We start from the raw sequence: 25,149 nt of genomic DNA, 5'->3' as shown, positions 1-25,149 counted from the left end.
GGACGACTGCGCCGTGTCTGCCGTGTTGCCGCATCCAAGACGAGGAGAGCGCACGACATCAGACACGAAAGGCGAACACCGATGCTGACCTATGACACGAGCCGGAGCACCCAGCCCGACCTGAGCGCCGAAGCGGCCGTTTCCCTCGGCCGAATCCTGACCCGGAGCGTCCGCTCCCATCCCTCCCATGAACGCGCCGCCCTCGCGAGCGCCCTCGACGACGGCCTGATGCCCGACGAGGTCGACCGGATCCTCGCCGGCCGCCGGGTGGCCGAGGCCTTCCCGATCCGCCGGGGCGAGAGCCCGGAAGCCTACGCGTCACGGGCCGTGTCCGAGATGTTCGTCGCCTACCTCCAGTAGGCGCGCCGTCCGGCCACGCCGGCCTCCCCGAACACGAACGATGGACACCTGTCATGTCGGTCTTCCCCCCCGGGTGGAGGCGCCGGACGGGGACGGCTGCCTGCGCCCTCGCCCTGGCGCTGGGAGCCGCCGGCCCGGCCGCCGCGCACCCGCCGAAGGGCCGCGGCGCGGCCTCGCGGCGTCTGCCGCCGATGGGCCGGCCGTCCCGGCCCGGCTCACGGTCGGGCCGGGCGGCCGGGACCTGCGACTCGCCGGCGATCTCACCGAGGGTGTGGCCGCACGGGTCGCGGCCCTCCTCGCCGCGCACCCGCAGATCGCGCGCCTCCATCTCACCAGCGACGGCGGCCTGGTGGAGGAGGGGGCGGCGATCGGGGCGCTCGTGGCGGCGCGGGGGCTCGCCACCTACGTCCCCGACGCCTGCGCCTCAGCCTGCACGCTGATCTTCGTCCGCGGCCGGACGCGCTACCTCGCGACCGGCGGCCGGCTCGGCTTCCACGCCCCTACGAGATCGGGGCGCAGGGCCGGATGCGCCCGGTGAATTCCGCGCCGGAACGGGCGGCCTACCGGGCCGCCGGCCTGCCGGCGGCCTTCGTGGCGCGGGCCCTGGCGGTGCCTCCGGCCGGGATCTGGATCCCGGCCGCGGCCGAGCTGCGCGCGGCCGGCATCGTCACCGAGGTCGTCGGCCCGGACCGCTTCCCGATTCGACCCTGGACGCGGATCCGAGCGCGGCCGGGGCCCGGGCCGCGATCCTGCGAACCCTGCCGATCCTGCAGCAGGCCGACGCGGCGGGGCTCGACCCGATCACCCGGTGGTACAGGGACGGCTACGCCGCCGGCCGACCCGAGGCGGAGGCCGCGGCAGGCCTGAGGCGGATGGCCGCCAGCTACCTGCAGCGGCGCTTCCGGGCGGCCGATGACGGGGTCGTCCGGGCCCTGGGCCACCGGATCCTGGCGATGATGCGAAGTGCCGGATCGCAGGATACGGCCGCCTGCGGCATCCTCGCGGCCGGCGACCTCGTGGCGCTCGATGCGCGGCTGCGGGCCGAGCGGCCGGCGTCGCGCGGGCTCGCACCGCTCCTCGCCCGGACGCAGGCGGGGCGGCCGGACGATGCGGAGGCGGCAGCCCCGGACGCCGCCCGGTCGGCGGATTGCGCCGCCCGGATCGCCGGCACGCGGCACGCCCTCGGCCTGCCGCCCCACGCGGCGGTCGCCGCGCTGCGGGCGCTGTTCCTCGCCGCGCCGCAGCAGATCCTGGCGAACGGCGCCGGGCCGTAGCGGCCCGCCCCCTCTCGACACGCCGCGCAGGCGCCTATCTTCGCATCCGCCGCCAAACCTCAGGCAGCCTGGTCGGAAACGGGAGTCGATGGATGCCGGATTATCGCCTGCGCGGGGCGGTTCGTGGCGCGGACGGGGAGATCGGCGCGCCGCGCCTCGACGAGATGCTCACGGCCGCGGACGCGAAGGAAGCGGTACGCCTCGCCAACAGACGCTCACTGACGATCGAGGACGATGCGGTGAATGCCCTGTGGCTGGTCGACGCGAACGGGACCATGCTCTGGTCCCTGCGCCGGGCCGATCTGGAATCCTGACGCAGTCCCCACGGAAGGCCGGAGCCGTCAGGCCGGCGCGTGGCGGCGCGCCTCGGGCGCCGCCGCCTCGGGGCGCTCGGCCCCCCCGAGATACAGGGACCGGACATCGTCCCGCGCCCGCAGGGACGCGGCACTGCCGGCCAGCGCGCTGCGTCCGCTCTCCAGCACGACGGCGTGGTGGGCGTGGCGCAGGGCGAGACGGACATTCTGCTCGGCCACCAGCAGGGTCAGGCCCTCGGCCCGGTTCAGGCCGGCGAGCACCCGGTAGATCTCCTCCACCACCCGGGGCGCGAGCCCCATGGACGGCTCGTCGAGGACGAGGAGCCGGGGCCGTCCCATCAGGGCCCGGCCGATCGCCGCCATCTGCTGCTCGCCGCCCGAGAGCAGCCCGGCGGCGACCTCCCGCTTCGCGGCGAGGCGCGGGAACAGGCCGTAGACCCGCTCCAGGTCGGCGCGCACGTCGCTGCGGCCCGAGCCGCGCCCGAGTCCGCCCGCGACGAGATTCTCCTGGACGCTCAGTCCCCGGAAGCAGTGCCGGCCCTCCAGCACGCCTACGAGCCCGGCGCGAACGAGGGCGTCGGTCCGGGTCCGCGTCACGTCGCGTCCGTCATAGGCGAGGCGCCCGGCCGTGACCTGGCCGCGCAGGGCCGGCAGCAGGTTCGACACCGCCCGCAGCAGAGTCGTCTTGCCGGCGCCGTTGGCGCCGACCAGGGCGACGATCTCCCCCGCCCGGACCGCGAGGTCGACGCCGTGCAGGGCGTGCACCGCCCCGCCGTAGACGACCTCCAGGGCCTCGACCTGCAGGAGGGTCGGCGCGGCGCTCATCGGGCGCTCACCGGGCCGCCGCGGCGGCCTGCTTGCCGGCCGCGTCCGCGGCCTCCTCCGCCGCGCAGTCGCGCGGGGTGAGGCCGTGCTCCTTGGCGTAGGCGGTCGCGGAGGCCTCGATGATCGGGCGCAGGCTCGCCCAGTCGGGGGCGATCCAGTCGGACACCACAGTCCACTTCGCCCCGTCCCATTGCTGGAAGGTGACGCGGCCCTCGCCCTCGTGGTTGGCGCAGGTGACGTTGATCGAGTGGAACAAGCCCTTGGCGCCGAGCGCCGCCACCCGGGCCTCGTCGAGGCGCAGGTGCTCGAAGCCCCAGCGCACCTCGTCGCCGGTGAGCGTGCGCGCACCGAACTTGCCTTGCGCGATCCGCACCGCCTCGACGTTGAGGATGCCGTTCAGCACCCCGAGATTGTGGTAGACGCTGCCGATCCGCTTCCTGTCGGCGAGGTTGCCGTTGCCGGCCCCGTAGACCTTGCCGACGACCTCCTGGATCACCGGATAGGCGGTCCCCGAGGCCTGGGTGGTGATGGCGACGTAGCCCTTGGCGGCGTCGCCTGCCGGGATCACGTCCTCCTCCGAGTTCGACCAGACATTGCCGACGATGCGGTCGGCCGGGAAGCCGGTCTTCTGGGCGGTCTTGAGGGCCACCGGGTTCATCACGCCCCAGCCCCGCAGCACCACGAAATCGGGCCGCAGGCGCCGGATCGTCAGCCATTGCGACTGCTGCTCGTTGCCGGGATGGGGCACCTCGATCTGCGCGACCGTGAAGCCGTACCGCTCGGCGAGCTGCGCGTAGATCGGGATCGTCTCCTTGCCGTAGGGCGAGCCATGGTAGAGCACCGCGATGGTCTTGCCCTTGAGCTTGTCGAGGCCGCCCGCGCGGGTGCCGAGATACTGGATGATGCCGCTCGTCTCGCTGTAGGGGTTGAGCAGCAGCGGGAAGACGTAGGGAAAGACGCGCCCGTCGGTGGAATCGGTGCGGCCGTGGTTGATCGTGACCAGCGGCACCCTGTCGGCGGTGATGCGGTCGATCATCGCGTAGGCGATGCCCACCGAGAGCGGGTTCCAGGCGGCGATGCCGGGCCGGGACTTCAGCCGCTCGTAGACCTCGACCCCGCGCTCGACCTCGTACTGGGTCTCGCCCTCGCTCCAGGTGAGCTTGACGCCGTTCACGCCGCCGTCCCGGGCGTTGATCAGATTGAGATAGTCGATGAAGCCGCCGAAGAAGCCGGTCCCGCCGGCCGCGTAGGGGCCGACCCGGTAGCTCTGGAGCGGGAAATACTGCTCGTCGGCCCATCCGGCGCGCGGCGCGGCGGCGGCGAGCATCACGGTGCCGGCGAGGAGCGCGGCGCGGAGGCGGGTCGTCAGGGGCATGGTCGTCCTGGGGTTGGTCAGACGGGGAGGGGATCAGGCGGCGCGGCGGCCGAGGCGGCGGCCGGCCCGGTCGAGGAGGGCGGCGAGGCCCGCGGGCTCGCGGATCAGCACGGCCACGATCAGGGCGCCGAGGACGATGCGCTGGACCATCTCCAGGGTGCCGGAATCGAAGCCGTCGCCGAGGAGCGCCGCGCCGAGGCGGGCCAGCAGCAGGGGCAGCACCATGATGAAGCCCGCGCCCAGGAAGGCGCCGCGCAGGGTGCCCAGGCCGCCGATGATGACGATGAACAGGATCTGGAAGGAGCGGTCGAGGTTGAACCCCGCCGGCTCGACGGTGCGCAGATACGCGAAGGCCCACAGCGCCCCGGCGATCCCGATCACGAAGGACGAGACTGCGAAGGCCAGGAGCTTGGTCCGGGCGACCTTCACGCCGACGAGGCGGGCGGCGGTCTCGTTGTCGCGGATCGCCACGAGGTTGCGGCCCGTGGGGGAGCTCACGAGCCTCCACGCGACGAGGGTCAGCAGCGTGACCACCGTGAGCGAGACCAGGTAGCGCCCGCGCGGATCGTCGAAGGACAGGCCGGCCACCACCAGTCGGGGAGCGGTGATGACGCCCGAGGGGCTGTCGTCGGAGATCCAGCCGATCCGGTTCAGCGCCCAGGCGACGAAGAACTGCACGGCGAGCGTCGAGACCGCGAGGTAGAAGCCCCGCAGGCGCAGGGCCGGCAGCCCCGCCGCCAGCCCGGCGAGCGCCGCCACGAAGCCGGCGAGCAGGAGCGACGCCGGGAGCGGCAGACCGGGCAGGCGCAGCGACAGGTTGAAGGCCGCGTAGGCCCCGACCGCCATGAAGGCGGCCGAGCCGAGGGAGAGCAGCCCGGCATAGCCGGTGAGCAGGTTGAGCCCGAGGCCGGCCAGCGCCAGGGCCAGGAACGGCGTCAGCAGCGCCTCGAACAGGTAGCTCGTGCCGGTGAGCGGCACGATCCCGTAGGCCAGGACCAGCAGGGCGCCGAGGCCGAGGGCTCCGGCGGGCAGGTGGGGGCGCGGCGCGGCGCGGGGGAGGGCGTCCATGGCGTCTTCAGACCCGCTCGACGGCGCGCAGGCCGAACAGGCCCGACGGCCGGACCAGCAGGAAGCCCAGCGCCGCCACGTAGGCGATCCAGCCCTCGATGCCGCCGCCGATGACGGGCCCGAGATAGACCTCCGACACCTTCTCCACCGCGCCGACGATCAGCCCGGCCACGATCGCCCCGGCGATGGAATCGAAGCCGCCGAGCACGAGCACCGGCAGGGCCTTCAGCACCACCAGCGACAGGGAGAACTGCACGCCGAGCCGCGCGCCCCAGAGCAGCCCCGCCACCAGCGCGACGATCCCGGCGGCGATCCAGACCGCCGACCAGATCCGGGGCAGGCGCAGGCCGGTGTTGAGGGCGGCCAGCGGATCGTCCGCCACCGCCCGGAAGGCGAGGCCGGTGCGGGTGTAGCGGAAGAAGGCGGAGAGGAGCGCCACCATCAGGCCGGCGGTCGCGGCGGCGAACAGGTCGAACCGGCTCACCAGCACGCCGCCGAGATCGATCGGCGTGTCGTCGATGCCGAGGTCGAGCCCGTGGACCTGGGTGCCCCAGGCGAGCTGGGCCGCGCCCTCGATCACGTAGGCGACGCCCAGCGTCGCCATGAACAGGGTGATCGGCGGCTGGTTGACCAGCGGCCGCAGCACCGTCCGCTCCACCGCGAGGCCGACCACCCCCATCGCGGCGAGGGTCGCGGCGAGCGCTGCGGGAAAGGGCAGGCCGCGCTCGGTCAGGCTCACGAAGGTGAGGGCGGCGAACAGCACCATCGCGCCCTGCGCGAAGTTCAGCACGCCCGAGGTCTTGTAGATCAGCACGAAGCCGATCGCCACGAGGGCGTACATCACGCCCGACAGGAGGCCGCCGACCACGACCTCGATCAGGAAGGCGAGATCCGGGCTCATGCGGCGGCCGCGCCCGTGTCGGCATCCCCGTCCGCATCCCCGTCCGCGAGTCCCAGATAGGCGGCGATGACCGCCGGGTCCGCCTGCACCTCCGCCGGCGTGCCGGTGGCGATGCGGCGGCCGTGGTCGAGCACGGTCACCCGGTCGGAGAGGCGCATGACGACGCCGATATCGTGCTCGATCAGGACGATCGCGGCCCCGGACGTCTCCCGCGCCGCCCGGATGAAGCCGGTCATCTCGGCCTTCTCGGTCGCCGTCATGCCGGCCATCGGCTCGTCGAGGAGCAGGAGTCGCGGCCGGGCCACCAGGGCCCGGCCGAGTTCGACCCGCTTCTGGAGCCCGTAGGGGAGGCTGCCCGCCGGACGGTCGGCCACGGCTCCGAGGCCGAGGCGGCCGATCACGGCCTCGGCGGCGTCGCGGTGCGCCCGCGCCTCCCGCCGGGCCGACGGCAGGCCCAGGATCTGGGCCCCGAGCCCGGCGCGCCGCGCCGCCGCGAGCCCCGCCAGGACGTTGTCGCGGACGCTCAGGCCCGTGAACAGGGCGAGATTCTGGAAGGTCCGGGCCACGCCCAGTGCGGCGAGCCGCCCGGCCGGCACCCGGGCGAAGGATTCCGCGCCGATCCGCACCCGCCCGGCCTGAGGCGCATAGAGGCCGGTGATCGCGTTGATCAGCGAGGATTTGCCGGCGCCGTTCGGCCCGATCACCGCATGGATCTCGCCGGCCCCGACCGCGAGGTCGATCTCCGCGAAGGCCACCGTGCCGCCGAAGGCGAGGGACAGCCCCTCGACCGACAGGACCCGTCCCGCCCGGTCCCGATGCGGGCTCCCGCCGGGGGCGGGGACGGCAGCCGGGCGGGGGGCGGGCCCCGGGAGGAGGGGCCGATTGCCGTCCCGTCCCGTTCGAACGAGGCGCAGCGCAGGCTGCATGATCCGGATTCCGTTCAGGACAGGCCGCCCGCTTCGGCGCGAACCGGCGGCACCCGTTGAGAGAAGACGAGACGCAAGACGATGATCCGTCCCGGGAGGACAGTTCGACGTTCCTGCTGTTCAAATCCTGCTGCTCAGCGCGGATGAAGTCAAAAGCACAGTCTTTCCAATTTCAGGACGACACGCGAACATTCTCCCGCCGGGGAGCGGCGGCACGAGATCGCCTCCATCGTCGCGCCGACGGGCCGCACGGGACGGCCAGATCTTGCCCTGCCGGCGCGGCGACAGAGCCCGGACATCGCTGAATCAGCCCGGCAGCAAGGGCGGAAAGACACCTTGTGGTAGCATAAACTAATCCATGTAAGTATTCATGCGCGGAAACAAAATGTAGGGTTGCACGCTCAGGCCGTTGCGGAGATGCAGCCATGCCAAGCCCGCTCGCGCACAAGCTCAATTGCTACGTCCGGCTCTCGGAAGACGACCGGATGTGCTTGGCCGACGCCATGGGCCCGAGCCGCATGGTCGCCCCGCGCACCGACATCATCCACGAGGGCGACGATCCCCGCGCCATCAACGTGATCCTCGACGGCTGGGCCTGCCGGTACCGGCAGTTCGCCAACGGGCGCCGCCAGATCGTCTCGCTCCTGCTTCCGGGGGATCCGTGCGATCCGCATGTGTTCCTCCTCGACGAGATGGATCACACGATCGGGGCGATCACGCCCGTGCTCCTCGGCCAGATCTCCGGCAGCGCGATGCGGGATCTGACCGCCCGCAGCCCGCGGCTCGACCTGGCCTTCCATCGCGAGAGCCTGGCCACCGCGGCGATCCAGCGCGAGTGGACCGTCAGCCTCGGCAGCCGGACCGGCATCGAGCGCCTCGCCCACCTGTTCTGCGAGCTGCATGCGCGGCTGACGGCGATCGGGCTGGCGGACGGCAATACCTGCGCGATGCCGATGACGCAGAACGATCTCGGCGACGCCATGGGCCAGACCAGCGTGCACATCAATCGGACGCTTCAGGAGCTGCGCGGCCTGGGGTTGATCACCCTGCGCAGCCGGCGCCTGACCATCCACGACCCGGCGGCGCTCGCCCGGCTCGCGCATTTCGACGCCGCCTATCTGCACCGCACGGAGGTCGACCGCATCGTCGCATGCTGAACCCTGCCGGCCCCGTGGCGATTGAGGCAGGTTGAACGACATCCGGAGTGGCCCGGCATGACAGACCCTCGCGACCCGGCGGAGCGACTCTCGGCTCTGGAGGCCGACAACGCACGCCTGCGCCGGCTGCTCGACGAAGCCGGCCTTCCGGACAGCCTGCGCCACGGGATGCGCAACACGATGGCGATGCTGCGCACGGTCATGCACCGGTCCGCCGAGAGCGCCGCGGATGTCGAGAGCTACGTGGCGCATCTCGACGGACGGTTCGGCGCGATCATGCGCGTGCAGGCCGCGACGGACGCGTTCGGCGATGCCGACCTGCACACCCTGATCTCCGACGAGTTGATGTTCCACCTCGCGCGGGAAGGGGAGCAGGCGACCCTCGCCGGCCCGCGGGTCCGCCTCCGCCCCAAGACCGCCCAGGTTCTTGCGCTGGCCCTGCACGAACTGACCAGCAACGCGGTGGAACACGGATCCCTGGCGCTCCCGCAGGGCCGGATCCGCGCCACGTGGCGGGTGAACCTGGAGGTCGAGCCGCCTGTCCTCAGCCTCGCCTGGGCCGAGACCGGCGGCAGCGGGATCACGGCCCCGTGCCGGCGCGGCTTCGGCACGGACGTGCTGACGGAGATGCTGGCCTACGAGCTCGGCGCGGCGGTCGATCTGCACTTTGCGCCGGATGGGCTGCGCTGCGCGATCCGCGTGCCGCTCACCGCCCGGATCGGGCGCCACGTCGCCGAGGATCCCGAGACGGCGTGGGACGGCGACAGCCGGTGAGATCCGGGCCCGGGAGGACGATGCGGGCCCCCACCGGCCCCGGCGGCGCTCACGGTCCCGACGCCGCCCGCACCTGCCCGGTCATCTGGGGTAGCGCGCCGAGCGCCTCCGGGGCCTGGGTCGATCCGGGCAGGAGGAGGTAATCCGGCGTGAAGCCGGAAAAGTCCTGCAGTCGCTTCAGGTTCGGCACGCGCACGCTCTTGCGTCCGCTCTCGATCAGTCCGGCCCTGCGCAGATCCGAGAGGACCCGCGAGAGGTGGACGTTCGAGAGCCCCGCCGTGTCGGCCAGTTCCGACTGCGCCAGCGGCAGGCGGTAGTCGGGCTCCAGGCCGAGGCCGACGGCATTCAGGCGGGCGAAGAGTTCGCAGATGATATGGGCGACCTGCCGGTCGGCGGACCGGCGCCCCACCCCGACCAGCCATTCCTGGAGCACGGCTTCGTCGACCAGAACCGACCACCACAGGGCGCGGTAGATGTTGGGCCGGCGGGCGGCGAGCTCCTTGATCGTCCGGTAGGGCACGGAGGCGACGGTGCAGGGCGTCAGCGTCGCCACGGAGTGGATCGCCCGGTTCAGGAGGGAGGCGTGCAGGTCGCAGCCGTCGCCGGGCACCAGATAGGCGAGGATCGATCGCCCCCCGTCGGGCACGAGCTTGTAGCGGCAGGCAAATCCCTGAAGGATCACGTAGGCGGCGTCGGGCCGCTCGCCTTCCGAGACCAAGTCGCGCCCCGCCTCGACCTGCGCGGTCGCGCTGGTCGCAGCGTCCAGCGCGGCCATGTCGGCCTCATCCAGGTCTGCGCGCAGCGCCAGCTTGCGAAGGAAGGGGTTCAAGGGATGTTCCGGAAGGACCGCGCCGCGTCACGAGCCGCGCCAGCGTAAACGCGCGACCGCCTATTCCTACTCCCTCGGGTCATCACATCACCGTCTCGTCCGGCCCCGGATGCCGACGGCCTCGATCCGCCGGACCATTGAACGGCCGGGCATACCGCTGCCCGGATGCGGCGTTCAGCAGAACCGGGCAAGAGCCGGACCGTTTGGGATCCACAGCCTGCGCCGGGACGAGCCACGCGACGGAAAGGCCGTGCAGACCCGCCCGTCAGGCCCAGGCTCGGCCGGATCGCGCGGGTGAGCCCGGCGCATCAGGAAAGCTGAAGCGTGCGCAGGACGGTGCCGGCCCCGTCGTGGATCTCCATGCGCCAGCCCTCCCCGGCGTCCGGCAGATCGCCGGCGCGCCGGAACTCCTCGATCAGCACCAGCGCCTCCGCTTCCGCTTGCGCGATCGACGCGGCCAGGACGCCCACCTCGTCCTCGATCGTCTCGCCGTCGCTGCTCAGGCGAAAATAGTAGCGCTCTGCCATATCATCCTTCTGCACAGGCCCGGACCCGATTTCGACCCGCCCGCGGGCTGCCGCCCGTCGGGCGACGCGTCCGCGCGCCGCGGGTTGAGGTAAGTGGCATCGATCCGCGCCCGATCAACGTGTCGGCGAAAACCCGATGGCAGATGCCCACCGGTTGATCCCGCCGCCGCCCGAAGCAGCATGAAGCTGCCGGCCTCGCGGGCGAAACGCCGCCCATCTGTGCGCCGCTCCGGCCGGGCCGCCGCGCGATGAGGCATGCCTAAATATGTGGCATACGATTTGCGAAGCCCCGAACCGTCGCAAGGAAGACGACGCAGGGGACCGCCATGAAGGCATTTGGAACTTGGGCTTCGGCCGCCGCGCTGGCCGCCGGGCTCGCGATGGGCGCCCTGGGGGCAGGCCCCGCGCGGGCTCAGGAGACCATCAAGGTCGGCATCCTGCACTCGCTCTCGGGCACGATGGCGATCTCGGAGACCACCCTCAAGGACGCGATGCTGATGCTCATCGCCGAGCAGAACGCCAAGGGCGGCGTGCTCGGCAAGAAGCTGGAGCCGGTGGTGGTCGACCCGGCCTCGAACTGGCCGCTCTTCGCCGAGAAGGCCCGCGAGCTGATCAGCAAGGACAAGGTCGCGGCCGTGTTCGGCTGCTGGACCAGCGTGTCGCGCAAGTCGGTGCTGCCGGTGTTCAAGGAACTCGACAACATCCTGTTCTACCCCGTCCAGTACGAGGGCGAGGAGAGCGAGCGGAACGTGTTCTACACCGGCGCCGCCCCGAACCAGCAGGCGATCCCGGCGGTCGACTACCTGATGTCGGAGGATGGCGGCGGCGCCAAGCGCTGGGTGCTGGAGGGGACCGACTACGTCTACCCCCGCACCACCAACAAGATCCTCGAAGCCTACCTCAAGTCCAAGGGCGTCAAGGACGAGGACATCCTGATCAACTACACGCCGTTCGGCTTCTCGGACTGGCAGACCGAGGTGTCGAAGATCAAGGCCTTCGGCTCGGCCGGCAAGAAGACCGCCGTGGTCTCGACCATCAACGGCGACGCCAACGTGCCGTTCTACAAGGAGCTCGGCAACCAGGGCATCAAGGCGACCGACATCCCGGTCGTCGCCTTCTCGGTGGGCGAGGAGGAGCTCGCCGGCATCGACGCCAAGCCGCTGGTCGGCCACCTCGCCGCCTGGAACTACTTCGAGTCGATCAAGACCCCGGAGAACGAGGCCTTCATCAAGAAGTGGCAGGCGTTCAAGAAGAACCCCAAGGCCGTCACCAACGACCCGATGGAGGCCCACTATATCGGCTTCAACATGTGGGTGAAGGCGGTCGAGAAGGCCGGCACCACGGACCCCGACAAGGTGATCGACGCGCTGCCGGGCATCGAGCAGAAGAACCTCACCGGCGGCACCGCCACGATGCTGCCGAACCACCACATCACCAAGCCGGTCTTCATCGGCGAGATCGAGGCGAACGGCCAGTTCGACGTGGTGTGGAAGACCGACACGCTGATCCCCGGCGAGGCGTGGTCGAAGCAGCTCGAGGGCTCGAAGGACCTCGAGGCCGACTGGGTCAAGCTCAAGTGCGGCAACTACAACACCAAGACCAAGACCTGCGGCGGCGCCTGAGGGGCGCTCCCGCTGAACGGAGGTGCCGGACCTCCAGTTCGGTCCGGCACCTTCGGATCGCGGTGAGGCGCGGGTCCCCTCACCCGTGCGGGAGAGGGACAGGGTGAGGGATCGGGTCCTTCCGGACAGCGCGCACCCCTCACCCCAACCCTCTCCCGTACGGGAGAGGGGGCCTGTCGCGCCTCGCATCGACCGATCCGTGCAGACCGCGGCCGCCCGTTGGCGAACTCAGGTGCCGCACGCGTCCCCGTCCCGCTTCCCAGGCGCAACGAAAGTCTCGATGCTCCGTCTCCTCACCCTCCTCGTCCTGCTGCTGGCCGCCCCCGCGCTGGCCCAGGCGCCCGATCCCTACGGCCAGCTCGCCGGGGACGGCTATGCCGAGATCGAGGCGGGCGTCTCCGGCCTCGCCGCCAGCGGCGACCCGCGCGCGGACGCGATCCTGTCGGCCCTGTCGGACGGACGGCTGCTGGTGCGCCCCGCCGACAGGACCCTGCTGATCCGGCAGGGCGGCACTCTGGTCGACGCCCGGACCGGCGCCGCCGCCGCCGACAGTCCCGACCTCAAGCCCGTGCGCGCCAACAACCGGGTCCGCCGGGCGATCGAGGCCGCCCGCGGGCAGCTCGACCTCGCGAGCCCCGATCCGGGAAAGCGGCGCATCGCCGCCGACGCGGTGTTCAAGGCAAGGGACGCGGCGGCCCTGCCGGCCCTCGACGCCGCCCTGGCGCGCGAGACCAGCGCGCCCGTCCGGCAGGCGCTGACCGAGGCCCGCGCCGCCGTGCTGCTCGCCAGGCCCGGCACCGCGGAGACCGACCGGATTGCCGCAATTCCCGCCATCCAGGCCCGGGGCGATGGCGACGCGATGGGCATCCTGCGCGGTCTGGCGGCGGATCCGAGCGAGGCGGTGCGCAATGCCGCCGCCCGGGGCATCGCGGCGATCGAGACGCGGCTCGCGATCCTCGGGGCCCTCCAGAACGTCTGGTACGGGATCTCGCTGGGCTCGGTCCTGCTGCTCGCCGCCATCGGACTCGCCATCACCTTCGGGGTGATGGGCGTGATCAACATGGCCCACGGCGAGATGGTGATGCTCGGCGCCTACACGACCTATGGCGTGCAGGAGCTGATCCGCACCCAGGCGCCGTCCCTGTTCGGCTGGTCGCTGGCGATCAGCATCCCCTGCGCGTTCCTGGTCGCCGGCCTCGTCGGCGTGCTGATCGAGCGGTTCATCATCCGCTTCCTCTACGGGCGCCCGCTGGAGACGCTGCTCGCCACCTTCGGGGTCAGCCTCGCGCTCCAGCAGGGCGTGCGCTCGATCTTCGGCCCGACCAACCGCGAGGTCGGCGCCCCCGCCTTCATGAGCGGCGCCTTCGATTTCTACGGCCTGTCGATCACCTGGGGCCGGATGTGGATCATCGCGTTCGCGCTGGCCGTGTTCCTGGGCCTGCTGTTCGTGCTCAGAAGAACGTCGTTCGGCCTGAAGACCCGGGCGGTCACCCAGAACCGGCGCATGGCCGCCGCCATGGGCATCCGCACCCCCTACGTCGACGCGCTGACCTTCGGGCTCGGCTCCGGCATCGCCGGGATGGCGGGCGTCGCCCTCTCGCAGATCGACAACGTCTCGCCCAATCTCGGCCAGGGCTACATCATCGACTCGTTCCTCGTGGTGGTGTTCGGCGGCGTCGGCAACCTCTGGGGGACGCTGGTGGCGGCGCTGACACTCGGCGTCGTCAACAAGCTCGCCGAGCCGTATGTCGGCGCGGTGCTCGCCAAGATCGGCCTCCTGGTCTTCATCATCCTGTTCATCCAGAAGCGCCCGCGCGGCCTGTTCGCGCTCAAGGGCCGGGCGGTGGAATCGTGAGCCCCATGCCGTCCCGCCCCCCTCTCATCGACCTGAAGGGCTGGATCTTCCTCGCCGTCCTGGCCGCCTTCTGCGGCGCCGTGCCGGTGCTGAACCTCGCGGTGCCGGAGGGCTCCGGCCTGCACCTGCCGACCTACCTCGTCTCGCTGTTCGGCAAGTACCTCGCCTACGCGCTGCTCGCGGTGAGCCTCGACCTCGTCTGGGGCTATTGCGGCATCCTCTCGCTCGGCCACGGGGCGTTCTTCGCGCTGGGCGGCTACGCGATGGGCATGTACCTGATGCGCCAGATCGGCTCCCGGGGCGTCTACGGCAACCCGGTCTTGCCCGACTTCATGGTGTTCCTGAACTACAAGGCCCTGCCCTGGTACTGGCTGGGCTTCGACCACTTCGCCTTCGCGGCCCTGATGGTGCTGCTGGTGCCGGGGCTGCTCGCCTTCGTGTTCGGCTGGCTCGCCTTCCGGTCGCGGGTCACGGGCGTCTACCTGTCGATCATCACACAGGCGCTGACCTACGCGCTGATGCTCGCCTTCTTCCGCAACGACATGGGCCTCGGCGGCAACAACGGCCTCACGGACTTCAAGGATCTTCTGGGATTTTCCGTCCAGTCCCAAAACTTCCGCGTCGGCATCTTCGTGGCGACCGGCTTGGCCTTGGCTTCGGGCTACCTGATCGCCCGGGTCATGACGGTCTCGGCGTATGGAAAGATCCTGATCGCCGTGCGCGATGCCGAGAGCCGCACGCGCTTCCTCGGCTACCGGCCGGAGCACTTCAAGACGCTGGCCTTCACGGTCTCGGCCATGATGGCGGGCGTCGCCGGCGCCCTCTACGTGCCGCAGGTCGGCATCATCAACCCGGGGGAGTTCGCCCCCACCAACTCCATCGAGACGGTGATCTGGGTGGCGGTGGGCGGGCGCGGCACGCTGGTCGGCGCGGCTCTGGGCGCCGTGCTGGTCAACTACGCCAAGACCGTGCTCACCGGCGTGATGCCCGACGCGTGGCTGTTCGCGCTCGGCGGCCTGTTCGTGGTCGTGACGCTGTTCCTGCCGCGCGGCCTCGTCGGCACCGCGATCGAGCGTCTCGGCTCCCGGCGCGCCGCCGCCACGCTGCCGCCGGAGCCCGACATCGCCCCGAAACTCCTTGAAGAAGGGCAGGGCTCGTGAGCACCGACCTCGTTGAGCGCCCGGACGCCCGGGGCCCCGCCAACCGGAAGCGGGAGACGGACGCGCTCCTCTACCTCGACGACCTGCGGGTCACCTTCGACGGCTACAAGGCCCTGCGCGGCCTGTCGCTGACCCTGGCCCGGGGCGAGTTGCGGGCGATCATCGGGCCGAACGGCGCCGGCAAGACCACCATGATGGACTGCATCACCGGCAAGACCCGGCCGGACAGCGGCATCGCGCTGTTCGACGGCACCCATGACCTGCTCAGGAGCGACGAGCCGGCGATCGCCGACCTCGGCATCGGCCGCAAGTTCCAGAAGCCCACCGTGTTCGAGAGCCACACGGTCGCCGACAACATCCTGCTCGCCCTCAAAGGCCCCCGCGCGGCCTTCGCCTCCCTGTTCGGCTGGCGCAACCGGGTGGAGGCCGCGCGGATCGACGCCCTCTTGGAGACCGTCGGCCTGCTGGCCCACCGGGGCCGCCCGGCCGCCGATCTCAGCCACGGCCAGAAGCAGTGGCTGGAGATCGGCATGCTCCTCGCCCAGGATCCCAAGCTCCTGCTGGTCGACGAGCCGGTGGCCGGCATGACCGACGCCGAGACCGCCGAGACCGCCCGGCTGCTCCGGCGGATCGTGGGCGAGCACGCCGTCCTCGTGGTGGAGCACGACATGCACTTCGTCCGCGACCTCGGCTGCCGGGTCACCTGCCTGCACGAGGGCGCGGTGCTGGCCGAGGGCTCGATCGACGCGGTCTCGGCCGACCCGCGGGTGGTCGAAGTCTATCTGGGACGATGACCATGCTCAGTGTCGAAGGCATCGACCTCTATTACGGCGCCGCCCAGGCGCTCCGCGGCGTCTCCCTGACGGCCGAGGCCGGGCAGGTGACGACGGTGCTCGGCCGCAACGGCGTGGGCAAGACTTCGCTCATGCGGGCGATCGTCGGCCAGCAGCCGGTGCGCTCCGGCGCGATCCGGCTCGACGGCCGTCCCATCCAGAACCTCGCCCCCTACGACCGGGCGCGGGCCGGGATCGCCTTCGTGCCCCAGGGCCGCGAGATCTTCCCGCTGCTCACCGTCAAGGAGAACCTGGAGACCGGCTTCGCGCCGCTGAAGCGCCGCGACCGCCACATCCCGGGGGAGATCTACGACCTGTTCCCGGTGCTCAAGGACATGCTGCACCGGCGCGGCGGCGATCTCTCGGGGGGCCAGCAGCAGCAGCTCGCCATCGCCCGGGCGCTGGTGACCCGGCCGAAGCTCCTCGTGCTCGACGAGCCCACGGAGGGCATCCAGCCCTCGATCATCAAGGATATCGGCCGGGCGATCACCTATCTCCGGTCCAAGGGCGAGATGGCGATCGTGCTGGTCGAGCAGTATTTCGCGTGGGCGCGCGACCTCTGCGATTCCTACGCGGTGATGGATCGCGGGCAGGTGGTGCTCGCCGGCCCCCGGGCCGGGATGGTGGAGGCCGACGTGCTCCGGTGGATGTCGGTGTAGGGCGCGCCGGTCGCCACGCCCCTGCCGGTGCTGCGCCGGAGGCACTTGGGAATCCGGCCCTCCGATCCGATTATTCGGACGGATGTTCAGCAATCAGACGATGGGCAACCGGAACATCGGTCACGAAATCTGTGTTCACCGCCTCGTTCGGCCAAGGTTAAACCACAATTTGGGTTCGCCATGGGGGTCAACCACGGGGGCGCCCATGACGATCCTGGATCCGATCACCGGCGAGCTGGTCACCATCTCCCTACCAAGGCCGCGTCCGCAGACCGGTCCGCGCTGACAGGCGGTGGGGCCTCATGACGAACGCGACCGATCGAAGAACCGGACGCCGCGGCGGTCGTAGCGGCCGCCCCCAGATCCGGACGATGCCGCCGGGCCTGCTGCTGGCCGGCGGCACGGGGGCGAACGCCGCGCTGACGGCCATCGACCTCATCGCCCAGGCCCGCGCGGCCCGGCGAGAGGCCGGATCGCGCGACGGTGCGGACCGCGCGGAGCAGGGCTGACGGCGGCGACCGATTCGGTCACGCCATCGCCCGCCTGTGAGAATCGGGCTCCGCGCGACGCGGGCGTCCCGCCGGCTGCCGGGCCGGCACGGTCCGGCTTGAAAGCACCCGCGCAGGAGGGTCAGAAGGCGCCAGCCTCGCAACCGCTGACGGGTGACTCATGAAGATCGGCGTCCTGATCCTGGCCGGAGCCTGCGGCGTGATCGTCGGGATCGTCATCGGATACGTGGCGGGCACGCGCGTCAGCCAGGCCTTCGCACGGCTGCCGGTGACCGACCGCTCCCCCGCCGCCCAGGCGCTCCGGATCGTCTCGCAGATCGCCACCGAGCACGGCCTCACCCGGGACGCGCTGCTGAAGGCGATGATCGACCCTCAGGCCGGCGGGGAGGGGACGGAGCGTCCCGGCAAGGGTACCGGCAAGGACCGGCGCGATCTGGCCCGGTAAGGGGCCCGGCAATGGGCCCGGTAAGGAGATCCGCGACCGCATGCGCGCCGGCCTCACGCGACCGGCACCGGCCGCGGGCGCAGCCTGATGCTGGCGGCGACGAGGACGGAGCGCAGCTCGGCCGGCCGAACCGGCTTCGAGAGGATCGGGATGTCCGGTGCGCCCAGATCCTCGCGCACGCGCGCCTCGTCATGGCCACTCATCACCACCGCCGGCAGCGCACGGCCCGCCAGGTCGCGGACCGCCGCGATGCACTCCGTTCCCGTCACGCCACTCCCGAGTTCGAAGTCGGTGATGAGAAGGTCGATCTCGGGCAGCGCAGCGGGGATCCCAGCCTCGGCCTGAACGCGGCATCCCCATTTGCGCAGCAGGCTGGCCGTCGCCCGCAGGACGGCGCCGTCATCCTCCACCAGCAGCACGCGCAGCCCGCCGATCGTCGCCGGCGGGTCGAGGGCGTCGCGCGGGGCCGCGGGCACCGGAGCCTCGGCGAGGGGGAGGTCGCCGATGGTCACGCAGGTTCCGCGCCCCGGCACCGAGCGCAGCGTCACCGCCAGGTCCAGCAGCGCGCCGAGCCGCCGGACGATCGGCAGGCCCAGGCCCACGCCCTCGACGTCCCGGTCGCCGCGGCGGCGGATCTGGTAGAATTCGTCGAAGACCCTGTCCTGATGCTCGGCCGGGATTCCGGGGCCGCGATCGTAGACCTGGATGGCGAGCCGACCGCCCCGCCGCCGGCACGCGATCAGGATCGGCCGGCCGGGCGCGTACTTGATCGCGTTGTTGACGACGTTCTGCAGCATCGTCGTGAGCAGCGCCCGGTCGGTGTCCACGACGCTGGCGCAGGCACGGCGGCGCAGGACCGTCCCGGCAAGCTGGGCGGCCTCCGAATTCTGGCGCCACACGTCGTCGAGGATGTCGTTGATCGGGACAGGCTCGGGGCGGGGCACCACCCGGCCGCTGTCGAGGGTCGAGATATCCAGAAGCGACTTGAACAGGCGCGAGACGCTCTGCAGCGACCGGTCGATGTTCTCGACCATCTGCAGTTCCTCCCGACCCAGCGGGGCGTCCCGCAGGCAGGCGGTGAACAGGCTGATGGCATGGATCGGCTGGCGCAGATCGTGGCTCGCCTGAGCCAGGAAGCGCGACTTGGACAGGTTCGCCTCCTGCTCGCGCTCATAGGCGCGGCGCAGACGCTCCAGGAGGCTGTAGATGTAGGTCGGCACGAGGACGGTGATGGCCGCCAGGGTCAGGACGAGAAACGGATTGCCGCGCCAGTACGCGTTGAAATACGTCGTGACCGCGAGCGAGACCAGGGCCGCGGCCGTGGACGCCTTCAGGGAGGTGCCCCCGTAGCGCAGTCCGTTGCCGACGATCAGCCGGATGACGATCGCGTAGAGCGGCAGGAACGGCGCGCCGCCCACGGCCATCGCATAGGTCATTCCGCCGAGATCGAGGGCGAAGGTGACGACGCGGCGCGGCGTGTTGCTGCCGGGATGCCGGGCGATCCAGCCGTACAGCGCGACGGCGAAGACCCAATGGCCGGTCACGAGATAGGCGACGAACCGGGCTTCCGGCGGGGCGATGCCACCGTAGATCTGGGGCAGGAGATACAGGCAGGCGCAGCCGATGACGACGGCTCGGATGAGGGCCTGCGCCTTCTCGTTGTCGTACGCCTCGTCCCGCTGGCGGCGCGGCTGGAACATCGGCGATCAGGCCGGGCCGGAAGCGAACGGCACGGCCCCGACGCCGTCCCGGGACTTCACGGGGGCTGCGCCTCCGGCATACGGCCCGCCCCCCCTCCTGCCGGCCCCGGTATCCTGCTGTCGCGTCATCGTGCGAACTGCCCAGCCGTATCACCGCCCGGACCCGGGTAACGGCCGCAACCGTCGCCGACCGAGGACAGATCTCTCAAGCCTACCTGAGGGTGAGCAGCACCACCAGTGGTAAAAGAAGGGGCGATCGGGCGACGCGGACGGCATTTCCGGGCGCCGGGCGGCTATACAATCCTCGACAATCCTCGGCACAGCCCAGTCCGATCATCGCAACAACATCGATTTGGAAAATATTCAGTGTGATATTGTTTGCGACACTGCAAAAATAGTCTCGCTCCACGGCCGAGTGCTCCCGGCGACCGGCACCCCGTGGCGTGGCGGGTGGCCCTCCGGGAGGCCGGCCGGGTGGCCGGCCTCAGCGGTAGGTGCCGGAGGCCGGGTCGAATCGATAGAGGCGGGCATCCCGGTCCGTGGCCGGACGCAGGCTGCCGTCCGCGCCCAGCACGGTGCCGCTGAGGGCGACCCGGACCGGGGGCCACGCGGCGGGATCGCGGGGATCCTCCGGCCGAATCTCCAGCCGGCCCTCGCTCGTGCCCATCCGGCAGGGCTCCTCCTCGACGCAGGCGGCCGAGCCGTCCGAGCCGGCCGAAACCTCGCCCGCCAGCACCCAGCGCGTCGGCGCCCCGTAGAACTGCAGGAGGAGGAAGGAGAAGTCGCGGGCCCCGGCCGCACCGGAAGCCGCAAGGCGCAGGCCCATCAGGAGGCGCCCCCGGCTCAGCGGCTTGAACACCGCGCCTCGCTGCTCGTCCACCGCCGGGGCGCTGCCGTTGCGGTTTCCGGTCCCGATCCGCCCGGACAGGGTCTGCACCCCCGCGAGACGCCAGCGCATGTCCTTGAGGGCGTAGGTGGCGGCCGCGACGCTCCGCCGGTTGGGCGCGGCGGCATCCTCGCCCGGCGCCGGCATCGTGACGAACCCGGTGAACCAGCTCCCGGTCTCGGTGGAGAACATCGCGGCGGTCCAGAACTCCGCCGTGCGGCCGTCCTTCATCCGGCAGGTCTCGGCTTCCTTGTCGGCGGGCCGCCCGCAGATCGCCGCCAGCACCGTGGCATGCGGCAGCATGGCGAGGTCGGGATCGGCCGCAGCGGGCCGGGCGGCCAGTCCGGACAGCCCCGCCAGGCCCAGACCCGCCAGACCCGCCAGACGCCGCATGCGGGCCGGACGCCCGACCCCGTGTCCCGATCGCCTCATGCCCCGGCCTTTGCCACGGGGTCCGCGACGGCGACATTCGGACAGGTGTACGATCGGACGCTCCGCAGCCGCCGCCCCGCCCCCCTCATTCACCGACACCGGCCGTCGCGGCTTTCGCGGCCGCCGCGGAACGGGAGGTGACGTCGAGGGCCCGCAGGAGCGCCGAGACGTGGATGCGGACGGTGAAGGGCGAGATGTCCAGTTCCCGGGCGATCTCCTTGTTGGTGTGCCCCCGGGCGACGAGGCGCAGCACGTCGCGCTGGCGCTGCGTCAGGGGCGGGAGCGGTCCGCGCGGTAGGGCGAGGCCCGAGACGGGGCTTCGCCGGATCACGAACTCCCCGTCGCGAATCGCCGCGATCGCCTGGGCGATCTCCGCTGCCGGCAACGCCTTGCCGATGAAGCCGTCGGCGCCCTCGGCCATGACGGTCCGGATCAGGCCCTCGTCGTCGGTCATCGACACGACGACGATCGAGGCCCGCTCGAACTCGACGCGCAGCGCTCCGATGGAGTGCCGGGGATCGAGGCCGGGGAACAGAAGGTCGAGGAAGAACGCCCGGGGCGGCGGCCCGGTGCGGGCCATTGCCAGGACCTGCTCCATCGTGGCGGCCTCCCGGACGAGGGCCTGGGGATAGAGCCGTTCGGTGATGCGCCGCATGCCCTCGCGGAACAGCGGATGATCGTCGGCGACGATGAGGGTCTCGCGCGCGGAGCCGTTCATTCCACTCCCGATCGCAGCATCGGAATCTTTCCCCACGACGTCCCCGGCACTGGGCCATGCCGGATGAAATCCAGGCCCTGTCAAGGGTGCGACGATAGGTCAGATACACTAGTAGACCGGTTTTTTCCGCATGCCTAGAAGTCAGCCCGTCATGATGACAGGCATCGGCCGCCGGTTCTTTTGAATCTTTCCAAAAACATCAAGGCTGTTTGTCCTGTCGTGCGTGCCGATGCGGCGCACGAATTACGTCGTTCCATGTTCGGGGGCCTGCTGGATGTCGGAAGTCGAGCGCCAGAATGCTGAGCGGCAGGCTCAGGACAGGCTGTCCGGTCCCCACGCGGCCCCGAGCCCGGCGGCCTCCGCCAAGCCGGCCCTGTCGCCGAGCCTCATCGCGATCGTGGGCGGGCTGGTGGCAGCGGGCGCCGTCGCGGGCGTGCTGCTCTCGGGCGGCGGCGAGACCGCCGGGACGGCCGAGCGGCCGGCCCTGAACCTCGTCAAGACGGGCCAGATCGACAAGGCCGCCGAAACCCTGCCCGCCGACGAGAAGGACAAGATCGTCGCCGAAGCCAAGGCCTGCCGGGCGCCCCTGGGCCTGATGCGCCTGTCGAAGACGAAGGCCGATGCCGGCGGCGTGGTGCGCATCCGCGCCGGGAACTACCTGTCGCCGGCCTTCAACATCACCGACGGGCCGATCAACCTCGCGGTCCCGTTCCCGGCCCCCTACGAGGCCGGCAAGGGCGAGATCGTCATCGAGGGCGCCGCCAAGGACGTGTTCGTCGAGCTCACCCCGGGTTTGACGGTCGATACCACCGCGGGCGTCAAGCGGATCCCCGTGATCTGGAACACCAGCAAGCCCTGCGGAGGCTGACGGATGTCGAAATCCGCCATCCTACCCTTCGTCGTCTCCGGCCTCGTGGTCGCGGTCCTCACGCCGCTCCTGCTGAGCACCGATTACGGCCCGGTCGCCTGGTGGAACGCCGCCGGAGCGGAGCTGCGGTGGAGGGCGGCGATCGGGATCGCCGTCGCCCTGCTGGCGGCGCTGGGCCTCGCCGCGACCGCGACGGCCGCCCGCAAGGCGGAGGCCGGCCTCGGGCAGCCGGCCGGGGGCCTGCTCGCCCTGCCGCGCCTGATCGTGGCGCCGCGCCGGGTCGTGGAGGCCCGGTCTCCCGAGGCCGTGATCGCGAATCTGGAGAACATGGTCGGGCTCGCGCCGGTCAAGCGCGAGGTCAACGCCCTGATCGCACGGCTGGAACTGGAGCAGCGGCGGCGCGCCGAGGGCCTGCCGGTGGCGGCGATCAGCCAGCACATGGTGTTCACCGGGCCTCCCGGCGTCGGCAAGACCGAGGTCGCCCGGGCGATCGGCGAGATCTACCGGTCCCTCGAGGTGCTGCGCCGCGGGCATCTCGTGGAGGTCGACCGCGCGGCCCTGGTGGCGGGCTATGTCGGCCAGACCGCGGCCAAGACCCTGGAGAAGTGCCACGAGGCCCTCGACGGCATCCTGTTCATCGACGAGGCCTACACCCTGGCCGCCGGCGGCGGGGGCGGGGGCGACTTCGGCAAGGAGGCGATCGACACCCTCCTCAAGTTCATGGAGGACAACCGCGACCGGATCATCGTGATCGTCGCCGGCTACACCAACGACATGCGCCGGTTCATCGACACGAATCCGGGACTGGCCGGCCGCTTCACCAAGACCGTCGAATTCCCGCCCTACAGCCCGAAGGATCTCTGCGAGATCCTGAAGCGCATGGCGGCCCGGCAGCAATTCGCGCTCCCCGAGGGGTTCGAGGCGGCGCTCACCCCCTGGCTCGCGCAGCGGTCCCGCGCCGAGGACTGGTCGAACGCCCGCGAGATGCGGACCCTCCTGGAGAAGGCCCGCGAGGCCCAGGCCGCCCGGGTCGCCCTGCAGGGCGGCGACCTGCGCCGCCTGGAGATCGTCGATCTGCTCCGCGCCACCGGCGAGGACGCCTGACGGCGAGACGATCGCGGGACGCCCCGCGCCCGTTCAGCACCACGGCCAGCACCAAGGTTTGTCACGTCCATGGAACGCCTCGACAAGCATCCGGTCGCGCTCTTCGCGGTCATCGTGCTGGGTGCCACCGGCCTGCTAGTCGCCCTGCGGCCGGACCTGCTCGGACCGCTCGCCGCGACGCCCGCGGCCCTGCTGCGCAACGGCCTGATCCTCGGCGGCCTCGTCGGGGGCCTCCTGGCGGCGAGCTACATCCCGGCGCGGATCGAGGCGACGCGGCGCGCCCTGGACCAGGCCCGGGCGAGCCGCAGGATCCGCCCGATCCGCTTCGTGGACGACGGCGCGGGCGCGGAGAAGAAGGACCTCCTGGCCACCGCGCTCGCGACCCTCGACGGCATGGTCGGCCTCGACCCCGTGAAGCTGGAGGTGAAGGGCGTCATCGCCCGGATGCAGGTGGAGCAGCAGCGCCGCGCCCAGAACCTGCCGGTGGCGGCCATGAGCCAGCACATGGTGTTCACCGGCCCCCCCGGCGTCGGCAAGACCGAGGTCGCCCGGATCCTCGGCAACGTCTTCAAGGCGCTGAAGGTGCTGCGCAAGGGCCACGTCGTGGAGGTCGACCGGGCCGGGCTGGTGGCGGGCTATGCCGGCCAGACCGCGATCAAGACCCTGGAGCGCTGCCGCGAGGCCCTCGACGGCATCCTGTTCATCGACGAGGCCTACACCCTGGCCGCCGGCGGCGGCGGCGGGGACTTCGGCAAGGAGGCGATCGACACCCTCCTCAAGTTCATGGAGGACAACCGCGACCGGATCATCGTGATCGTCGCCGGCTACACCAACGACATGCGCCGGTTCATCGACACGAATCCGGGGCTTGCCAGCCGCTTCACCAAGACCGTCGAGTTCCCGCCCTACAGCCCGCCGGAACTCGCCGAGATCCTGAAGCGCATGGCGGCCGGCCAGGGCTTCGTCATGCTGGAGGGGTTCGAGAAGGACCTCGCGGCCTATGTCGGCGCCCGGTCCAAGGCCGAGGACTGGGCCAATGCCCGCGAGATGCGCACGGTGCTGGAGAAGGCCCGCCAGGCGCAGGCGCTGCGCCTCGCCGCCAGCCCCGGCGGCGACATCAACCGGCTCGAGCCCGCCGACATCGCCGCGGCCCTCGGCCGCCAGGCCGGCGGCGCGGTCGACATGGACGCCGCCCGGAAGGTCATGGCCCGCCTCGACGCGATGATCGGGCTCGCGCCGGTCAAGGAGCAGGTGAAGACCGTGGCGGCGCGGGTGCTGGTCGATGCCCGGCGCCGCGCCGAGGGCATCGAGGTCGGCGCGGTGAGCCAGCACATGGTGTTCACCGGCCCGCCCGGCGTCGGCAAGACCGAGGTGGCGCGCATCATGGGCGACATCTTCCGGGCGCTCGGCGTCCTGCGGAAGGGGCACGTGGTCGAGGTCGACCGGGCCGGGCTGGTGGCGGGCTATGTCGGCCAGACCGCGGCCAAGACCCTGGAGCGCTGCCGCGAGGCCCTCGACGGCATCCTGTTCATCGACGAGGCCTACACCCTGGCCGAGGGCGGCGGGGGCGGGGGCGACTTCGGCAAGGAGGCGATCGACACCCTCCTCAAGTTCATGGAGGACAACCGCGACCGGATCATCGTGATCGTCGCCGGCTACACCGACGACATGGCCCGGTTCATCGACACGAATCCCGGCCTCGCCGGCCGCTTCACCAAGACCATCGAATTCCCGGCCTACGATCCTTACGACCTCGTCGAGATCCTGCGCCTGATGGCGTCGCGGCAATCCTTCCGGCTGCCGCCGCGCTTCGAGACCCTGCTGATCCCGTGGGTCGAGCAGCGCGCGCAGCGGCACGACTGGGCGAATGCCCGCGCGATGCGCACCCTCCTGGAGCGCCTGCGCGAGGCCCAGGCGATGCGGCTCGCCAGCGATCCCCTGGGCGATTACGGCCAGTTCGAGCTCGTGGATTTCGAGCGGGCGCTCGGCGGCGGCGCCCCGCGCCCCGCCGCATTGTCGTGACGGCCC

26 protein-coding genes are annotated in these 25,149 nt (G+C 71.4%); 16 read left to right on the top strand and 10 right to left on the bottom strand.

The genetic code is table 11. The features are described from left to right. The first annotated feature begins 81 nt into the window (after positions 1-81). The 4 genes from PQI07_RS24910 (at position 82) to PQI07_RS24895 (ending at position 1,948) form a co-directional block, all read left to right on the top strand. Positions 82-360: a hypothetical protein gene (locus tag PQI07_RS24910; protein WP_043389298.1), complete on the top strand. Its 279-nt coding sequence runs from the start codon at positions 82-84 to the stop codon at positions 358-360. A gap of 40 nt (positions 361-400) precedes the next feature. Continuing rightward, the gene (locus tag PQI07_RS24905; RefSeq protein ID WP_274927633.1) at positions 401-898 is read left to right on the top strand and encodes a hypothetical protein; all 498 of its coding nucleotides are present in this window, start codon (positions 401-403) and stop codon (positions 896-898) included. 334 nt (positions 899-1,232) lie between these two features. Continuing rightward, positions 1,233-1,634, top strand: coding sequence for a hypothetical protein (locus tag PQI07_RS24900; protein ID WP_274927632.1), 402 nt, complete (start codon positions 1,233-1,235; stop codon positions 1,632-1,634). A 92-nt stretch (positions 1,635-1,726) separates the two neighbouring features. Further along, positions 1,727-1,948: a hypothetical protein gene (locus PQI07_RS24895; protein WP_043389304.1), complete on the top strand. Its 222-nt coding sequence runs from the start codon at positions 1,727-1,729 to the stop codon at positions 1,946-1,948. Positions 1,949-1,975: 27 nt separating this feature from the next. On the opposite strand, the gene PQI07_RS24890 is transcribed toward PQI07_RS24895, so the two are convergent. From PQI07_RS24890 to PQI07_RS24870, 5 genes are read right to left on the bottom strand one after another with little or no spacing between them, the layout of a single operon-like run. Further along, a complete protein-coding gene (locus PQI07_RS24890; protein ID WP_053609771.1) occupies positions 1,976-2,773 on the bottom strand; it encodes an ABC transporter ATP-binding protein in 798 nt (265 codons plus the stop codon). Positions 2,774-2,780: 7 nt separating this feature from the next. Further along, positions 2,781-4,148 (bottom strand): ABC transporter substrate-binding protein, encoded by a 1,368-nt coding sequence (locus PQI07_RS24885; RefSeq protein ID WP_043358078.1) that lies wholly within the window; start codon positions 4,146-4,148, stop codon positions 2,781-2,783. Between the two features lie 33 nt (positions 4,149-4,181). Continuing rightward, complete coding sequence (locus tag PQI07_RS24880; RefSeq protein ID WP_053609773.1) at positions 4,182-5,216, bottom strand: branched-chain amino acid ABC transporter permease; 1,035 nt, start codon at positions 5,214-5,216, stop codon at positions 4,182-4,184. A gap of 7 nt (positions 5,217-5,223) precedes the next feature. Beyond that, positions 5,224-6,117, bottom strand: a complete 894-nt coding sequence (locus tag PQI07_RS24875; protein WP_043389310.1) for a branched-chain amino acid ABC transporter permease — start codon at positions 6,115-6,117, stop codon at positions 5,224-5,226. Beyond that, on the bottom strand, positions 6,114-7,043 hold the full coding sequence (locus tag PQI07_RS24870; RefSeq protein ID WP_043756571.1) for an ABC transporter ATP-binding protein: 930 nt from the start codon (positions 7,041-7,043) through the stop codon (positions 6,114-6,116). The genes PQI07_RS24875 and PQI07_RS24870 overlap by 4 nt, the downstream gene beginning before the upstream one ends. A gap of 425 nt (positions 7,044-7,468) precedes the next feature. On the opposite strand from PQI07_RS24870, the gene PQI07_RS24865 reads away from it, so the two are divergent. Next, on the top strand, positions 7,469-8,200 hold the full coding sequence (locus tag PQI07_RS24865; RefSeq protein WP_043389316.1) for a Crp/Fnr family transcriptional regulator: 732 nt from the start codon (positions 7,469-7,471) through the stop codon (positions 8,198-8,200). 57 nt (positions 8,201-8,257) lie between these two features. After that, positions 8,258-8,974 (top strand): HWE histidine kinase domain-containing protein, encoded by a 717-nt coding sequence (locus PQI07_RS24860; RefSeq protein ID WP_043355062.1) that lies wholly within the window; start codon positions 8,258-8,260, stop codon positions 8,972-8,974. 49 nt (positions 8,975-9,023) lie between these two features. On the opposite strand, the gene PQI07_RS24855 is transcribed toward PQI07_RS24860, so the two are convergent. Both PQI07_RS24855 and PQI07_RS24850 read right to left on the bottom strand, forming a co-directional pair. Beyond that, positions 9,024-9,803, bottom strand: coding sequence for a Crp/Fnr family transcriptional regulator (locus PQI07_RS24855; RefSeq protein WP_043389319.1), 780 nt, complete (start codon positions 9,801-9,803; stop codon positions 9,024-9,026). Between the two features lie 308 nt (positions 9,804-10,111). Beyond that, positions 10,112-10,330 carry a DUF6894 family protein gene (locus PQI07_RS24850; protein WP_043389321.1) on the bottom strand — a complete coding sequence of 73 codons (219 nt, stop codon included), beginning with the start codon at positions 10,328-10,330 and terminating at the stop codon, positions 10,112-10,114. Between the two features lie 326 nt (positions 10,331-10,656). Between PQI07_RS24850 and urtA the strand changes: the two genes are divergently transcribed. The 7 genes from urtA (at position 10,657) to PQI07_RS24815 (ending at position 17,413) form a co-directional block, all read left to right on the top strand. Next, complete coding sequence (urtA, locus tag PQI07_RS24845; RefSeq protein ID WP_043355066.1) at positions 10,657-11,952, top strand: urea ABC transporter substrate-binding protein; 1,296 nt, start codon at positions 10,657-10,659, stop codon at positions 11,950-11,952. 280 nt (positions 11,953-12,232) lie between these two features. Continuing rightward, on the top strand, positions 12,233-13,807 hold the full coding sequence (urtB, locus tag PQI07_RS24840; protein ID WP_274927631.1) for an urea ABC transporter permease subunit UrtB: 1,575 nt from the start codon (positions 12,233-12,235) through the stop codon (positions 13,805-13,807). Between the two features lie 5 nt (positions 13,808-13,812). Beyond that, the gene (urtC, locus tag PQI07_RS24835; RefSeq protein WP_274927630.1) at positions 13,813-14,967 is read left to right on the top strand and encodes an urea ABC transporter permease subunit UrtC; all 1,155 of its coding nucleotides are present in this window, start codon (positions 13,813-13,815) and stop codon (positions 14,965-14,967) included. Beyond that, positions 14,964-15,761, top strand: coding sequence for an urea ABC transporter ATP-binding protein UrtD (gene urtD, locus PQI07_RS24830; protein WP_274927629.1), 798 nt, complete (start codon positions 14,964-14,966; stop codon positions 15,759-15,761). The genes urtC and urtD overlap by 4 nt, the downstream gene beginning before the upstream one ends. A gap of 2 nt (positions 15,762-15,763) precedes the next feature. After that, positions 15,764-16,459: an urea ABC transporter ATP-binding subunit UrtE gene (gene urtE, locus PQI07_RS24825; RefSeq protein WP_043756581.1), complete on the top strand. Its 696-nt coding sequence runs from the start codon at positions 15,764-15,766 to the stop codon at positions 16,457-16,459. A gap of 302 nt (positions 16,460-16,761) precedes the next feature. After that, positions 16,762-16,968, top strand: coding sequence for a hypothetical protein (locus tag PQI07_RS24820; RefSeq protein ID WP_274927628.1), 207 nt, complete (start codon positions 16,762-16,764; stop codon positions 16,966-16,968). A gap of 160 nt (positions 16,969-17,128) precedes the next feature. After that, positions 17,129-17,413 (top strand): hypothetical protein, encoded by a 285-nt coding sequence (locus PQI07_RS24815; protein ID WP_043389332.1) that lies wholly within the window; start codon positions 17,129-17,131, stop codon positions 17,411-17,413. A gap of 53 nt (positions 17,414-17,466) precedes the next feature. Here the strand turns inward: PQI07_RS24815 and PQI07_RS24810 are convergent, their stop codons facing one another. The 3 genes from PQI07_RS24810 to PQI07_RS24800 all read right to left on the bottom strand — a co-directional run bounded on the left by PQI07_RS24810 (position 17,467) and on the right by PQI07_RS24800 (position 21,149). Beyond that, positions 17,467-19,113 (bottom strand): hybrid sensor histidine kinase/response regulator, encoded by a 1,647-nt coding sequence (locus PQI07_RS24810; protein WP_274927627.1) that lies wholly within the window; start codon positions 19,111-19,113, stop codon positions 17,467-17,469. A 484-nt stretch (positions 19,114-19,597) separates the two neighbouring features. Continuing rightward, entirely contained in the window at positions 19,598-20,392 is a 795-nt protein-coding gene (locus tag PQI07_RS24805; protein WP_274927626.1) for a hypothetical protein, read from the bottom strand. 124 nt (positions 20,393-20,516) lie between these two features. Beyond that, positions 20,517-21,149: a LuxR C-terminal-related transcriptional regulator gene (locus PQI07_RS24800; RefSeq protein ID WP_043389341.1), complete on the bottom strand. Its 633-nt coding sequence runs from the start codon at positions 21,147-21,149 to the stop codon at positions 20,517-20,519. A gap of 274 nt (positions 21,150-21,423) precedes the next feature. Here PQI07_RS24800 and PQI07_RS24795 point away from each other — a divergent pair, with 274 nt between their 5' ends. From PQI07_RS24795 to PQI07_RS24785, 3 genes are all read left to right on the top strand, one after another. Beyond that, entirely contained in the window at positions 21,424-22,017 is a 594-nt protein-coding gene (locus tag PQI07_RS24795) for a hypothetical protein (RefSeq protein WP_274927625.1), read from the top strand. A gap of 3 nt (positions 22,018-22,020) precedes the next feature. Next, the gene (locus PQI07_RS24790; protein WP_043355315.1) at positions 22,021-23,121 is read left to right on the top strand and encodes an AAA family ATPase; all 1,101 of its coding nucleotides are present in this window, start codon (positions 22,021-22,023) and stop codon (positions 23,119-23,121) included. 69 nt (positions 23,122-23,190) lie between these two features. After that, positions 23,191-25,143, top strand: a complete 1,953-nt coding sequence (locus PQI07_RS24785; protein ID WP_274927624.1) for an AAA family ATPase — start codon at positions 23,191-23,193, stop codon at positions 25,141-25,143. Positions 25,144-25,149: the final 6 nt, after the last annotated feature.

It is taken from the genome of Methylobacterium sp. 092160098-2 (genome assembly GCF_028920805.1).
Classification (GTDB): domain Bacteria; phylum Pseudomonadota; class Alphaproteobacteria; order Rhizobiales; family Beijerinckiaceae; genus Methylobacterium; species Methylobacterium fujisawaense.
The sequence above is the reverse complement of the archived record's forward strand: the minus strand, read 5'-3'. Positions and strand labels throughout refer to the sequence as shown.